We start from the raw sequence: 14,159 nt of genomic DNA on the forward strand, positions 1-14,159 counted from the left end.
GCGTCAAGTCGCGGGCACCGGCGCCGGCGTCTGGCCGATGTGCTCGCCCGCACCGGCCCGCGCGGTCTGGATGCGCAGGAACACGAACCAGGTGACGATCGCGCAGACGACGTAGAAGCCGAGGAACACCCAGAAGGCGTTGGTGGCCGACTTCGCGTCGCTGACGTACGAGGCGCGCAGCACGACGTTGATGAACACGCCGCCGAGCGCGCCGACCGCCCCGGCGAACCCGATCAGCGCACCGGACATGCTGCGCGACCAGGCCGCTTTCTGCTCGCGACTCCAGTCGTCGCGGCCCTGGGCCTTGGCCTCGAAGATCGACGGGATCATCTTGTAGGTGGACCCGTTGCCGATGCCGGAGAGGATGAACAGGCAGATGAAGCCGGCGACGTAGGCGGTCATCTGCGCGCCGGTGGCGGCTCCGGCGGTGCGGTCGTCGAGCATGCCCGCGGTGACGAGGATTCCGGCGGCGAGGATCATCGCCACGAACGTGTACAGCGTCACCCTGCCGCCGCCCATCCGGTCGGACAGCTTGCCCCCGAACGGCCGGGAGATCGAACCCAACAGCGGGCCGATGAACGCGATCTGGGCGGCGTGCAGTGAGGCCTGCGCGGGACTGTCGCCGCCGGCAAGGAAGTTGATCTGCAACACCTGACCGAACGCGAACGAGAACCCGATGAACGATCCGAAGGTGCCGATGTAGAGGAAGCTCATCACCCAGGAGTGCTTGAACCGCAACGCCTCTGCCATCGCGCTCAGGTTGGACCGCTGATTGCCGAGGTTGTCCATGAACAGCGCGGCGCCGGCGGCAGCCAACGCGATGAGGACAAGGTAGATGGCGCAGACGATTTCGGGTGCGGTGTTGCTGACCGTGGCGATCACCAGCAGACCGACGAGCTGGATCACCGGGACGCCGATGTTACCGCCGCCGGCGTTGAGGCCCAGCGCCCAGCCCTTGAGCCGCTGCGGGTAGAAGGCGTTGATGTTCGTCATCGATGACGCGAAGTTGCCTCCGCCGAGACCGGCGAACGCCGCGACGACCATGAAGGTGGTGTACGACGTGTCGGGGCGCCTCATCACCCAGAGGGTCAGCAGGGTCGGGATGAGCAGCAGCAGGGCGCTGACGACCGTCCAGTTGCGGCCACCGAACTTGGCGGGCGCGACCGTGTACGGGATGCGCATCACCGCGCCGATCAGGGTGGGTATCGCGACGAGGTAGAACTTGCCCGCCGCGTCGATGTGGTACACGTCCTGCGGCATGAACAGCACCATCACCGACCAGATCGACCACACCGAGAACCCGACGTGCTCGGCGAAGATCGACCAGATCAGGTTGCGTTTGGCGATGTGCTTGCCCGGCGGTGAACCATGCTCCCAGGCCTCGACATCCTCAGCGTCCCAGTGCTCGATGGTGCGCGCGCGGCTCAACGTCTTCACGGGAAAAGGCTGACGCGAGCCCATTCCGCGACCGTTGCACCGTCATGTCACCAACATCAAAACGCGCTCACTTCTGCGCAGCAGGCGGATGCGCGGTCGAGGAAACCCGTCCGAAACAATTGCGAGCTGGATCACCTCGCCCGCAACGCGCGCCGAGACCGACGCTATGGCTGGTTTGCGGCCACCGAATCGACCATTGCGTCCGTTTCGAGGCGAAAAATGGGCGAACAATAGTCGTAGGCTGACAGGGTCCCCGACAACGAAGTGACGGCGATGAGCGGATGGCGCGGGCTGTCCCGGCGGAACTCCGGGCGGATCTTTTCGAATCGGCAGGAAGCCGGCGAGGTGCTCGCTGAGGAGTTGGCGCCCTACCGCGACAAGGACAACGTGCTGGTACTCGGCCTGGCCCGCGGCGGGGTTCCGGTCGGATGGCATGTGGCGTCGGCGTTGCGTGCGCCGCTGGACGTGTTCCTGGTGCGCAAGCTCGGTGTGCCGCACTGGCGAGAATTGGCGATGGGGGCGATCGCCAGCGGCGGCGGTGTCGTGATCAACGACAGCGTGGTTCGCAGCCTGGGCATCACTGATGAACAGCTACAGGAGGTCATCGAGCGCGAGACCGAGGAGCTGCACCGGCGCGAACGCGTTTATCGGGGCGATCGTCCGCCGGTCGACCTCGCCGGGCGCATCGTGATCCTCGTCGACGACGGAATCGCCACCGGCGCCAGCATGCTCGCCGCCGTCCGCGCGGTGCGCGCGTGCGACCCGGCCCGGGTGGTGGTCGCGGTCCCGGTGGGACCGCCGTCCGCGTGTCGTGAGCTGGGGGCCGAAGCCGACGAGGTGGTGTGCGTGACGATGCCGCCGGGCTTCGAGGCGGTCGGGCAGGTGTTCGAGGACTTCCGTCAGGTCAGCGACGACGAGGTTCGCGAATTGCTCGCCACCCCAACGGTTTAGCGGTTGTTCTCGCCGCTGCTGTACTCGTCTTCGGCCTGTTCGACGACCGAGGTCTCGGCGTCGTCTGCTGGCACGTCCGCGACGTCGTCCTGTGGGTATTCGGCGTCGAACTGCTCGGGCTCCGGGGGCGCTTCCTCCTCGTCGACGCGGTCGACGCGGCCCCGCGACCGTTCGCGCACCGCGTCGACGATCAAGAGCAGCACGCCGACGGCGCTGGCGGCGATACACACCCAGGCGATCAACTCATTGCTCGTGACGACGGCGGTTACCAGTGCGGCCAGGCCGATGACGGCGAGCACGAGCGCAACGATCAGCATTGATCAACCCTAGGTGGAAGGATTCCTCGGCGCTTTAGTTATTGCCCCGATTGAACTGGTTGAAGCTGGCGCCCTCGCTGTTGGCGCCGGAGTCGACCGGCGCGGCCGAGCCACGCTGGCCGAGCTCTTCGAGCTGGGATTCCAGGTAGGTCTTCAACCGGGTGCGGTACTCACGCTCGAACGTACGCAGTTGTTCGAGGCGGCCTTCCAACACGGTGCGCTGCTGGTTGATGGTCCCCATGATCTCCGAGTGCTTGCGCTCGGCGTCGGCCTGCAACGCGTCGGCCTTCTCCTGGGCCTGACGCAGCTGCGCCTCCGACCGGGTCTGCGCGTCGGCGAGCATCGCATCGGCGCGCTGGCGCGCCTCGGCGACGGTGGTCTCCGCGGTCTGGCGCGCCTCGCTGATCATGGCGTCGGCCTGCGCGCGTGCGTCGGCGAGCATCTTCTCGGCCTCGGCCTTGGCGCTGCCCGTCAACCGGTCGGCGGTGTCCTGGGCCAGGCTGAGCACCTTGGCCGCCTTGAGATGCTGGTCTTCGGTGGTGGCCGCCGGCGCCTCGTATGCGGCTTGCGCGGCAGACTCGGGGGCAGCCTCGAAGGCCGGTGCGGGTTGCCCGGACCGGGCCGCGGCCAGCTCCTGTTCCAGCTCGGAGTTGCGCTGCCGCAGATCGGTGTTCTCTTCGATGAGCCGGGCCAGCTCGTTCTCGACCAGATCGAGAAACGCGTCGACCTCGTCCTCGTTGTAGCCGCGCTTGCCGATCGGTGGCTTACTGAACGCGACGTTGTGGACGTCGGCTGGTGTGAGCGGCATCGTCTGCCCCCTTGGAGTCTGGACCGTCAACCGATCTCAAAGTGTAGAGCCTAGCTTTAGCACTGGACGTAACTGGCGTCCATCCTGTCACACCAGACCCGACCGTTGCGGGTGAGGTTGAAATTAAGAGCGAATTTCAAACATTCCCGGATCGTCTTGACACCATTCCCTGCCGGGAATCAGCCGGGCAAATCCGCACTCAGGCAGCGGCGCCGAACGCCAGTTGCATTCCGATGAACGCCAGCAGCAACAGCACCATGATCGACAGGTCGAACCGCACCGCACCGATCGTGAGCTGCGGAATCAGCCGTCGCAGCAGCCGCACCGGCGGATCGGTCACGGTCATGATCAGCTCGAGGATCACCACAGTCAGGCCCTTGGGATGCCAGTCGCGGGAGAACGAGCGGATGAACTCCACCACGACGCGGGCGATGAGCAGCAGCCAGAACACGAACAGCGCGAAGCCAAGGATCTGGAAGAACTGCGACAACGGAGCGACCTCGCTACGGACGGGTGACGTTTGGCAGGGACGGGTGCCCTCGGCTGGTCACAGCTTCGAGCGCGACGCCAGCCTACCTGTCCGGCGGACCGGGCCTACTGATAGGCGTAGAAGCCCACCTCCGCGATGCGGCGCCGCTCCTCGGCGGTGACGTCGATGTCTGCCGGCGAGAGCAGGAACACCTTGGTGGCGACCTTGTCGAACGAGCCGCGCAGCGCGAACGCCAAGCCTGCCGCGAAGTCCACCAGCCGCTTGGCGTCCGCGTTGTCCATCGTCACCAGGTCCATGATCACCGGGGTGCCGTCGCGGAACCGTTCGCCGATGGTCCGCGCCTCGCTGTAGTCCTTGGGCCGCAGCGTGGTGATCTTCGACAGCGGGCTGCCGGCATCGAAAAGTTCGGCCATCCGGCGGGGGTCCATCGCCAGGGCGCCGCGGGTCGAGCCGCGCATCAAGCCGCCGAAGCGCGGTGCCGGCCGGTCGAATTCACGCGGGCTGCGCAGCCGCTCGAACCGGCCCTCGTCGGCGTATCCGCGACGGTAGCCGCCGGGCTCGTCGAAGTCGCGGTCGTCATAGCCCCGTGGCGCAGGGTCGTAGTCGTCGTCGAACCGGTCGTCGCGGGTACGACGCGAGTACCCCCTGGCGGGACCGCGGTCCTCGTCGTCGTAGTACTCGTCGTCGTAGTCATCCATCGGCGCCATGCCGAAGTAGGCCTTGACCTTGTGCAGTGTGCTCATCGCTCGACCCTTCTGGTGACTCAGGCTCTGGTGTCTGTGATGAAGATGTGACTGGAGTGACTACTCAGGGAGACGTTAGAGGACGTTGCCCCAATAGCGCGGTACCGACACGCACACACGTGGACCCGTGTTTGATCGCCGCCTCGAGGTCGCTGGACATTCCTGCCGACAGCTCGAGCCGCTGGTGATAGCGGTTTTGTACCCGCTGATGCTCGCGGTGTAACCGGGCGAACGCGGCTTCGGGGTCGGCGCCGAGCGGCGGAATCGCCATCAGCCCGGCGAGCTGAAGCGCCTCTGCGGCGTCGGCTGCCGCACACATTTCGTCCACGAGATCCGGCCTTTCCACATAGATGCCGCCACGTCGTTCGTCGCCGTCGAGGCTGAGTTGGATGTAGATGCGCAACGGCGCGGTGCGTTGACCGGCGGCCAGCGCCTCGCCCGCGGCGCGGTCGAGCGCGTCGAGCACCCGGCGGCTGTCGACGGAGTGCGCCGCGTAGGCCCACCCGGCGATCGAGCGCGCTTTGTTGCGTTGAATCCGGCCGACCATGTGCCAGCGAATCGGTGGTGCGTCCGCCATTTCGCGCAATTCCGCGACTTTTCTCGACGCCTCTTGTTCGCGCGATTCACCAAAAGAGCGGCAGCCCAATTGCGCCAATATCAGAACGTCGGATGCCGGAAAGAATTTGGTGACCGGAAGCAATTCAATTTCGTCGGCGCTGCGTCCGGCCGACTCGGCGGCACGGGCGATCCTTGCCCGCACGGCGCTGAGCGCCTCGGCCAGTTCGAGTTCGCGCGTCGTCGCCACGGTCGCCGTCATTCCATCCACACCAACGACGCAAACCGACCCGTCGGCGCGTCGCGTCGGTGGCTGAACAGGCTGGTGTCCTCGACGGTGCAGCGCGGGTCGATGTCGATGGCGGTGATTCCCAAATCCGTTAGCTGCCGGGCGATTCCGGCCCGCAAATCAAGACCCGGGGTGTTCTTGGCGGTGACGGTGCGGCTGCCCGGGAGCGCGGCCTCCACCTCGTCGGCCATGGCCGCGGGTACCTCGTAGTTGCGTCCGCTGACCGCCGGGCCCAGCAGCGCCGAGATGTCCTCGACATGCGCGCCCAGACCGAGCATCGCTTCCACCGCACGCACCACGACGCCCTTCTGCGCGCCGACGCGTCCGGCGTGCACGGCGGCCACCACGCCCGCGCGCGCGTCGGCCATCAACACCGGAACGCAATCGGCGGTCACCACCGCCAACGCCAACCGCGGCGTCGCGGTCACCAAGGCGTCGGTGTCATCCACGGCGGCAGTGGACTTCGGTGGACCGTCGACCACCTCGACGTGGTCGCCGTGCACCTGGTTCATCCAGACCACCCCGTGTTCGCCGAGGCCGATCGTGGTGGCAAGCCGCTTGCGGTTCGCCGCCACCGCGGCCGGGTCGTCGCCCACATGGTCGCCCAGGTTGAAGGTGTCGAACGGCGGCGCGGACACGCCGCCGGCGCGGGTGGTGATCACGCGCCGAATGCGAACCGTCACGGTCGCCAGTATTGTTCCGCGCTCAGCGGCGCATGAAGGGTGGCACGTCGACGTCGTCATCGGCGATGCCGTCGTCGCCACCGAGACTGACCGTCGCGCCGTTGGTGTGCGCCGGCACGCTGGCCGCGTCGGCGGGCTCGAACAGCGAGGTGCTCACCTTGCCCGCCTTGCCCGGCTCGATGGGCGAGGTGTCCGACGAGCTCACCACCGGCTTGCGGCCGGGCCCGCTGGTGTCGAATCCGGCGGCGATCACCGTGACGCGGACCTCGTCGCCCAGCGAGTCGTCGATCACCGTGCCGAAGATGATGTTGGCGTCCTGATGGGCGGCGTCCTGCACCAGCGAGGCGGCTTCGTTGATCTCGAACAGGCCCAGATCGGAGCCGCCGGCCACCGACAGCAGCACGCCCTGGGCGCCTTCCATCGAGGCTTCCAGCAACGGCGAGTTGATCGCGATCTCGGCCGCCTTGAGCGCACGCCCGTCGCCGCGGGCGGACCCGATCCCCATCAGCGCCGTGCCCGCACCGCTCATCACGCCCTTGACGTCGGCGAAGTCGACGTTGATCAGGCCGGGTGTGGTGATCAGGTCGGTGATGCCCTGCACGCCGTTGAGCAGGACTTCGTCGGCGCTGCGGAACGCGTCCATCAGGGACACGGCGGCATCGCCCATCTGCAGCAGCCGGTCGTTGGGGATCACGATGAGCGTGTCGCAGCTCTCCCGCAGCGCGGTGATGCCCGCCTCGGCCTGCTGGCTGCGGCGCTTGCCCTCGAACGAGAACGGCCGGGTCACCACGCCGACGGTCAGCGCGCCCAGCTTGCGCGCGATGTTGGCGACGACCGGCGCGCCGCCGGTGCCGGTGCCACCGCCTTCACCGGCCGTGACGAACACCATGTCGGCGCCGCGCAGCAGTTCCTCGATGTCGTCCTTGGCGTCCTCGGCCGCCTTGCGCCCCACTTCGGGGTCGGCCCCGGCGCCCAGGCCGCGGGTGGAATCGCGGCCGACGTCGAGCTTGACGTCGGCATCGCTCATCAACAGCGCCTGGGCGTCGGTGTTGATCGCGATGAACTCGACGCCTTTGAGGCCCTGCTCGATCATCCGGTTGACGGCATTGACGCCGCCACCGCCGATGCCGACGACCTTGATCACGGCGAGGTAGTTGTGCGGGGGGGTCATCGATCGCCTTCCTCCCTGGTTGCCGGTGGTGACGCCGAACGGCTTGAACACATCCAGTAAACTCTCAACCTCAACCAGAGGGTTATAGTTATGTCAAGTTGTTCCGCGCAACCAGAACGGTAGGACGTGCCCGCTAGGGATCCAGGCAGGCGCGCCGATTGGCGTGTCGGGTTTTTTGTGGCGCTTCGCGCCCCGGCGGGCCGGGCGGCTACTTGACCGTAGGCAAATCCGGGCTGGACACGTCGTAGATGTGTCCGGGCTGGGTGAGCAGGGCCGCCAGCGTGACCGCCTTCTCCTCCGTGCGGTCGGTGGTACCCCACACCACTTCCCGGCCGTCGATCAGCTGCAGCGTGATCGCTGCGACCGACGGCGCCGAGATCCGCGCGATCTGTGCGGTCACGTCCGGCGGAAGCGAGGTCATCACCTGCAGCGCGGCCCTCGTGGGCGGGTCGTCGGGCCCGGGTGTCTCGGTGTCGAGGTACGGCACCCCGGCCGGCGGCACTTCGGTCGCGAAGTCCACGCCGTCGCGGTCGAAGAGGTGCGGTCCGTCCGGATAGTCCTTGACGACGACCGGCACGCGTTCCTCGACGGTGATCCGCAGCGTCGACGGATACTGCCGCTGCACGCGCGCGCTGGCCACCCGGCGGATCGTCGCGACACGCTCGGCGACGGTGTCGGTGCTCACCTGCAGCAGCGGCGTACCGGGCGTGACGGCCGCGGCGCCGACGACCTCCTCCTCGGGTATGACGTCCAGCCCGACGACCGCGATGGTGCGCACCGACATCAGCGGCGTGAAGTACAGCAGCAGGCCGAGACCGACCACGATGACGCTGATCAGCGCCGACCACATCAACGCCTTCAGTCCCCGAACCGTGCCCCTGCCAAGCTTTTTCGTCTCGTCCGCCGGTTGACCCATGGCGCGGCGTTTGGCCTCGCGCCTGGCCTGCTCGATCGCCATGGCGCGGGCCTGGGCCGCGCGGCGTTGTTCGCGTTCCCGCCGGGCCCGCCGGCGGGGCCCCTCGTAGTCCGGTGCCGCGGCGGGCAGGATCGGCTCGGCGGCCGCATCCGGCGGGGTCGGGTCCTCGGGGCCGGGGGCGGCGTCGTCGCCGGTGTTGGTGTCTGTCGGCTCGGTCATCGCAGCGCGGTTCCGGATCGGCCCGGCGCGCTGCGGTTGACCTTGGCCTGCAGCGCGGCCAGGATTTCGGTGCCCAGCATGGTCACGTCGCCTGCGCCCATGGTGACCACGACGTCGGCGGGTTCGGCGATCTCGGCGACCTGTTCGGCGACGGCCGAGAAGTCGGGGATGTATCGCACCGGCACGCTGACGTGTTCGGCGACGCTGGCTCCGCTCACCCCCGCGATCGGCTGTTCGCGCGCCGCGTACACGTCGAGCACCACGACCTGATCCGCGCCGTCGAGGGCCTTTCCGAACTCGTGGGCGAAAGTTTCGGTGCGCGAATACAAGTGGGGCTGAAAGACGACGATCGAACGGCCTCCCCCGGCCTGCTCGGTCACCGTGCGCACCGCGCTCAGCGTCGCGCGCACCTCCGTGGGGTGGTGCGCATAGTCGTCGAAGACGCGGACGCCGCCCGCTGTCCCCACCAACTCGAAACGCCTGCGGACGCCCTCGAATCCGGCCAGACCGTCGAGGACCGCGTCGACCGGCGCGCCGACCTGCATCGCGGCCAGCAGCGCGCCGAGCGCGTTGAGCGCCATGTGCCGTCCGGGCACCGCAAGCCGCATCACCCGCGGATGCGGCTCATCGGCCAGTTGGACGTGGGCCACCGCGCCGGTGTCGTGCTGCTCCCAACTCAGCAGGGTGGCCTCGAGGGACTGACCGGGATCGCTGCCGTAGCGCAACACCCGGATACCCAATGCCGCGGTGCGCTCGCCGAGCGCCACCGCGCCGGGATCGTCGACGCAGACGACAAGGGCTCCACCGGGTTTGAGCCGTTCGACGAAGTCATCGAACACCGCTCCGTAGGCGTCGGCGCTGCCGAAGTAGTCCAGATGGTCGGCCTCGATGTTGGTCACCACCGCGACGTCGGGGGTGTATTCCAGCAGCGAGCCGTCGCTCTCGTCGGCCTCGGCGACGAAACAGTCGCCGCTGCCGTTGTGTGCGTTGGTGCCCGCTTCCCCCAGGTCGCCGCCGACGGCGAACGACGGGTCAAAACCGCTGTGCTGCAACGCCACAATGAGCATCGACGTGGTGGTCGTCTTGCCGTGGGTGCCGGTCACCATCAACGTGGTGTGCCCCGCCATCAGCTTGGCCAGCACCACCGGGCGCAGCACCACCGGGATCCCCCGCCTGCGGGCCTCGACGAGTTCGGGGTTGGTCTTGGGGATCGCGGCGTGGGTGGTCACCACCGCCGTCGGCCCGCCGGGCAACAGGTCCAGCGACGACTCGTCGTGGCCGATGCGAATCTCGGCCCCGCGGGCCCGCAACGCGACGACGCCGCGGGATTCCTTGGCGTCGGAACCCGACACCATGCCGCCGCGGTCCAACAGGATGCGGGCGATGCCCGACATGCCCGCTCCCCCGATGCCGACCATGTGCACCCGCTGCAGGTCTTCAGGCAGCTTCACCGCTCACCCTTCCGGCCCGCCCGCGCGACGTCGATGGCGATCTGGGCGACGCGCTGCGCGGCATCGCGGTGCCCGGCGAGGGCTGCCGCGGCGGTCATCGACTGCAGCCTGCCGGCGTCGGTGAGCAGACCCGCCACCGTGTCGGCGACGAAAGCCGGTGACAGCTCGGCGTCGTCGACGATCAGCCCGCCTCCTGCGTCGACGACGGGCAGCGCATTGAGCCGTTGTTCACCGTTGCCGATGGGCAACGGCACATACACCGCGGGCAGGCCGACGGCGGTCACCTCAGCCACCGTCATCGCCCCGGAGCGACAGATCGCCAGATCGGCTGCGGCGTAAGCCAAATCCATCCGGTTCAGGTAGGGAACCGCGACGTAGGGCGGGTCGCCGTCGGCGGGCTCGCGAAGGTCGAGGGTGTTCTTCTTGCCGTACGCGTGCAGCACCGAAATCCCCGCGGCGGCCAGGTCTTTGGCGGCCGCGGCGACCGCGCGGTTGAGCGATTGGGCCCCCTGGGACCCGCCGAAGACCAGCAGCACCTTCGCGTCGTCGGCGAACCCGAAATATGCTCGCGCCTCGGTTCGCAACGCCATCCGGTCCAACGCGGTGATCGCCGCGCGCACCGGCACGCCCACCACCTCGACCTGGCTGCGCAGCCCGGGGTCGGGAACCGCCGAGAGCACGCGGCGCGCCGAGCGTGCGCCCACCCGATTGGCCCAGCCAGCGCTGGCGTTGGCCTCGTGCACCACCACCGGGACGCGGCGCCGGCGCAGCCCGCCGCGCGCGGCCAGGTACGCGGGCAACGCGACATATCCGCCGAAGCCCACGACGACGTCGGCGTCGACGTCGTCGAGCACCGCGCGGGTCTGCCGCACCGCACGGCGCACCCGGAGCGGCAGGCGTACCAGATCGCCTGAGGGTTTACGCGGCAGCGGCACCGGGGTGATCAACTCCAGGTGGTACCCGCGTTCGGGCACCAGCGTGGTTTCCAGCCCGCGCTCGGTGCCCAGCGCGGTGATCCGCACCGAGGGATCGAGCGCGGTCAGGGCGTCCGCGACCGCCATCGCCGGTTCGACGTGCCCCGCGGTTCCACCGCCCGCGAGCACCACAGAGACCCCCCGGTCGTCCCCCTGCCCTACGGGCGGGCGGTACCCCCACCGCTCGCCCCCTCGGGACACCGAGCCATTCACCCGTAACGCTGACCTTCCAATGTGCGAGACCGTCGGCTCTTCTCCGTTCGGCCGCCTCCATGATGCCTTGAGGCCCGCACCGGCCGAGCAGCCACGTGGGCTTTGCGCCGGTTCTCGGCGGCGGGCTTGCGCGCGGGTTTCGCCGCGGGCCGGGCGGCCTTGGCGGCCCGGGAGCGTTGTTTCTGGTTGGTCTTCTGCTTGTGCAGCCGGTCGCGCAGCGCCTCGGTGCGGCTCGGCACGTACGGCGCGGGCAGGGGCAGTCGCAACAGCCGGTTCATCCGGTCGTCGCGCCCAGCGCGCAGGGCGGCCACCGCCTCGGGTTCGTGCCGCGCCGCGTTGGCCATGATGCCGATGATGAACAGCGTTGTCGCCGTTGACGTTCCACCGGCCGAGATCAGCGGCAACTGCAGTCCGGTGACCGGCAGCAGGCCGACGACGTATCCGACGTTGATGAAGACCTGGCCCATGATCCACAGCGTCGCGGTCGCGGTCACCAGCCGCAGGAAGGGGTCGGCCGAGCGCCGGGCGATCCGCATCCCGGTGTAGGCGAACAGCCCGAACAGGCACAGCAGCCCGGCCGCACCGATGAAGCCGAGTTCTTCGCCGATGATCGCGAAGATGAAGTCGTTGTGCGCGTTGGGCAGGTAGTTCCACTTGGCCGCGCCCTGGCCCAGCCCGTCACCGAAGAACCCGCCGTTGGCCAGCGCGAACCGCGCCTGCTTGGCCTGATATCCCGAACCCTGCGTGTCGAGGGTGGGGTTCAGCCAGGACATCACCCGCTCGGAGCGGTACCCCTCGACCATGGCCAGCGCGGCGGCCGACATCACGATCGCGAGCAGCGACGACAGGAACACCCGGAGCGGCAGGCCGGCGTACCACAGCAGCGCCAGCAGGATGATGCCCAGCGACACCGTCTGCCCGAGGTCGGGCTGGGCGACGATGAGCGCCAGCGCGATGACCGCGGCGGGCACCAGCGGGACCAGCATCTCGCGCAGCGAGGCCTGCTCCATCCGGCGGGCCGCCAACAGGTGCGCACCCCAGATCGCGAACGCGATCTTCGCCAGCTCCGATGGCTGCATGGAGAAGCCGCCGAACACGAACCAGCCGCGGGATCCGTTGGCCACCTTGCCGATTCCGGGTACCAACACCAGGATCAGCAACACGATGGTGATGGCGAACCCGGTGAACGCCAGGGTGCGCATCATCTGCACGGGCATGCGCAACGCGATGTAGAACCCGCCGAGGCCGACGACGGTCCACAGCACCTGCTTGCCGAACACCGCCCACGGCGACCCGTCCTGGTCGTAGGAGTACACGCCGGAGGCCGACAGCACCATCGTCAGACCGAGCATGGTGAGCAGGGCCGCGACGGCGATGATGAGGTGAAACGACGTCATCGGCCGGCCCAGCCAGTTGCCGAACCGGGTGCGCGGCGCCCGGCCGTCGGAGGACTGTTCGGCAGGGTTCGGGGAGGCGCCGGTCCTGCGATGCCGCAACCGGGCCAGGATGCTGCTCATCGGCGCTACCGGGACAGGGCGCGTACGGCCTCGGCGAACGCGTCGCCGCGGTGTCCGTAGCTGCTGAACTGGTCGAAGGATGCCCCGGCGGGCGCCAACAGCACGGTGTCTCCGGGTGTGGCCAGGTCACGGGCGGCGGCCACGACGGCCGACATCACCGCCCGCCCCGTCTCATCTGTCCCATTTGCCCCAAGCATCCCAAAATCCTCCCCCGTCACAGGCGTAACGACGGGGACATTCGGTGCGTGTCGCGATAACGCATTGGCAATGAACTCGCGGTCGCGTCCGATCAGCACGGCTCCCACCAGCCGGTCTGCCACCGATGCCACGAGATTCTCGACCGAGGCGCCCTTGAGCAGGCCGCCGGCGATCCACACCACCCGCGGATAGGCGGCGATGGAGGCCTGCGCGGCGTGGGGGTTGGTGGCCTTGGAGTCGTCGACGTAGGTGACGCCGTCGACCGTCGCGACGACCTCGGCGCGGTGCCTGCCCACCTCGAACCCGCTCAGCGCGGCGGCGATGGCCCCGGCAGGTACGTCGACCGCGCGGGCCAACGCCGCGGCGCCCAGCGCGTCGAGCACACCGATCGGGCCGGCGAGCGGGATCGAGGCCGCCTCGGCCAGCCGAACCTGGTCCCCGAACGCGTTGTCGATCAGCATCCCGTCGCGCACGCCGAGCTCGCCGGGGCCCGGCTCCCCCAGCCGGAACCCGGTGCGCACCGGCGCCGCGGCGGTCTCGAGCAGGCTCGCCGCCACCGGGTCGTCGAGGCCGACGACGGCGACCCGTCCGTCGAGCACCCGGGCCTTGTCGCGCGCGTAGGCCGCCAGCGAGCCGTGCCAGTCCAGATGGTCTTCGGCCACGTTGAGCACCACGCCCGCGTCCGGTCGCAGCGACGGCGCCCAGTGCAGCTGGAAGCTGGACAGCTCGACGGCCAGGATGTCCGACGGCTCGGCGAGCACGTCGAGCACCGGGTTGCCGATGTTGCCGCACAGCACGGCGCGCCGTCCCGCCGCGACCAGCATGGCGTGCAGCATCGAGGTGGTGGTGGTCTTGCCGTTGGTGCCGGTCACCACCAGCCAGCGTCGCGGCGGGCCGAACCGGCCCGCGCGATCCAGCCGCCACGCCAGTTCGACGTCGCCCCAGATCGGCACGCCCGCGCGTGCCGCCGCGGCCAGCACCGGTGTCTCCGGGGAGAAACCGGGGCTGGTGACCACGAGCGCGTAGTCGCCGATATGGGCCTCGGCCTCGGCGGTGGTCACGACGGTGGCGGGCGTGATCAGCCGCTGCAGCGCCAACGGGTCGTCGTCGCAGATCGTCAACCGCACCCCGGTCGGTTCCAGCACGGCACTCACCGAACGGCCGGTCAGCCCGGCGCCGGTGACCAGCACCCGGGCACCGCGCACCAGCGGGGCGAGCTCGGTCATG

14 protein-coding genes are annotated in these 14,159 nt (G+C 69.0%); 1 reads left to right on the top strand and 13 read right to left on the bottom strand.

The window, feature by feature from the left end; all coding sequences use genetic code 11:
* Nucleotides 1-3: 3 nt before the first annotated feature.
* Nucleotides 4-1,461: a nitrate/nitrite transporter gene (locus MELE44368_RS00885; protein WP_128106735.1), complete on the bottom strand. Its 1,458-nt coding sequence runs from the start codon at nucleotides 1,459-1,461 to the stop codon at nucleotides 4-6.
* A 249-nt stretch (nucleotides 1,462-1,710) separates the two neighbouring features.
* Between MELE44368_RS00885 and MELE44368_RS00890 the strand changes: the two genes are divergently transcribed.
* Entirely contained in the window at nucleotides 1,711-2,388 is a 678-nt protein-coding gene (locus tag MELE44368_RS00890) for a phosphoribosyltransferase (RefSeq protein ID WP_128106736.1), read from the top strand.
* On the opposite strand, the gene MELE44368_RS00895 is transcribed toward MELE44368_RS00890, so the two are convergent.
* From MELE44368_RS00895 to murD, 12 genes are all read right to left on the bottom strand, one after another.
* Nucleotides 2,385-2,705, bottom strand: coding sequence for a DUF308 domain-containing protein (locus MELE44368_RS00895; RefSeq protein ID WP_128106737.1), 321 nt, complete (start codon nucleotides 2,703-2,705; stop codon nucleotides 2,385-2,387). The genes MELE44368_RS00890 and MELE44368_RS00895 overlap by 4 nt on opposite strands.
* A gap of 34 nt (nucleotides 2,706-2,739) precedes the next feature.
* Complete coding sequence (gene wag31, locus MELE44368_RS00900) at nucleotides 2,740-3,513, bottom strand: DivIVA-like cell division protein Wag31 (RefSeq protein ID WP_128106738.1); 774 nt, start codon at nucleotides 3,511-3,513, stop codon at nucleotides 2,740-2,742.
* 199 nt (nucleotides 3,514-3,712) lie between these two features.
* Nucleotides 3,713-4,003, bottom strand: a complete 291-nt coding sequence (locus MELE44368_RS00905; protein ID WP_046752178.1) for a YggT family protein — start codon at nucleotides 4,001-4,003, stop codon at nucleotides 3,713-3,715.
* A 104-nt stretch (nucleotides 4,004-4,107) separates the two neighbouring features.
* Nucleotides 4,108-4,746: a cell division protein SepF gene (locus MELE44368_RS00910; protein ID WP_128106739.1), complete on the bottom strand. Its 639-nt coding sequence runs from the start codon at nucleotides 4,744-4,746 to the stop codon at nucleotides 4,108-4,110.
* A gap of 64 nt (nucleotides 4,747-4,810) precedes the next feature.
* Nucleotides 4,811-5,563 carry a YggS family pyridoxal phosphate-dependent enzyme gene (locus MELE44368_RS00915; RefSeq protein WP_128106740.1) on the bottom strand — a complete coding sequence of 251 codons (753 nt, stop codon included), beginning with the start codon at nucleotides 5,561-5,563 and terminating at the stop codon, nucleotides 4,811-4,813.
* On the bottom strand, nucleotides 5,560-6,273 hold the full coding sequence (gene pgeF, locus MELE44368_RS00920; RefSeq protein ID WP_206613638.1) for a peptidoglycan editing factor PgeF: 714 nt from the start codon (nucleotides 6,271-6,273) through the stop codon (nucleotides 5,560-5,562). Before pgeF ends, MELE44368_RS00915 begins: the two co-directional genes overlap by 4 nt.
* 22 nt (nucleotides 6,274-6,295) lie before the next feature.
* Nucleotides 6,296-7,444, bottom strand: a complete 1,149-nt coding sequence (ftsZ, locus tag MELE44368_RS00925) for a cell division protein FtsZ (RefSeq protein WP_128106741.1) — start codon at nucleotides 7,442-7,444, stop codon at nucleotides 6,296-6,298.
* Between the two features lie 208 nt (nucleotides 7,445-7,652).
* Nucleotides 7,653-8,579 carry a cell division protein FtsQ/DivIB gene (locus tag MELE44368_RS00930; RefSeq protein ID WP_128106742.1) on the bottom strand — a complete coding sequence of 309 codons (927 nt, stop codon included), beginning with the start codon at nucleotides 8,577-8,579 and terminating at the stop codon, nucleotides 7,653-7,655.
* A complete protein-coding gene (gene murC / locus MELE44368_RS00935; protein WP_128107000.1) occupies nucleotides 8,576-9,997 on the bottom strand; it encodes a UDP-N-acetylmuramate--L-alanine ligase in 1,422 nt (473 codons plus the stop codon). Before murC ends, MELE44368_RS00930 begins: the two co-directional genes overlap by 4 nt.
* A gap of 29 nt (nucleotides 9,998-10,026) precedes the next feature.
* Nucleotides 10,027-11,136: an undecaprenyldiphospho-muramoylpentapeptide beta-N-acetylglucosaminyltransferase gene (gene murG, locus MELE44368_RS00940; protein ID WP_206613639.1), complete on the bottom strand. Its 1,110-nt coding sequence runs from the start codon at nucleotides 11,134-11,136 to the stop codon at nucleotides 10,027-10,029.
* 77 nt (nucleotides 11,137-11,213) lie between these two features.
* Entirely contained in the window at nucleotides 11,214-12,734 is a 1,521-nt protein-coding gene (gene ftsW, locus MELE44368_RS00945) for a putative lipid II flippase FtsW (protein ID WP_128106744.1), read from the bottom strand.
* A 5-nt stretch (nucleotides 12,735-12,739) separates the two neighbouring features.
* On the bottom strand, nucleotides 12,740-14,158 hold the full coding sequence (gene murD / locus MELE44368_RS00950; protein WP_128106745.1) for a UDP-N-acetylmuramoyl-L-alanine--D-glutamate ligase: 1,419 nt from the start codon (nucleotides 14,156-14,158) through the stop codon (nucleotides 12,740-12,742).
* Nucleotide 14,159 lies beyond the last annotated feature (1 nt).

This window comes from Mycolicibacterium elephantis DSM 44368, assembly GCF_004014805.1.
Classification (GTDB): Bacteria; Actinomycetota; Actinomycetes; order Mycobacteriales; family Mycobacteriaceae; genus Mycobacterium; species Mycobacterium elephantis.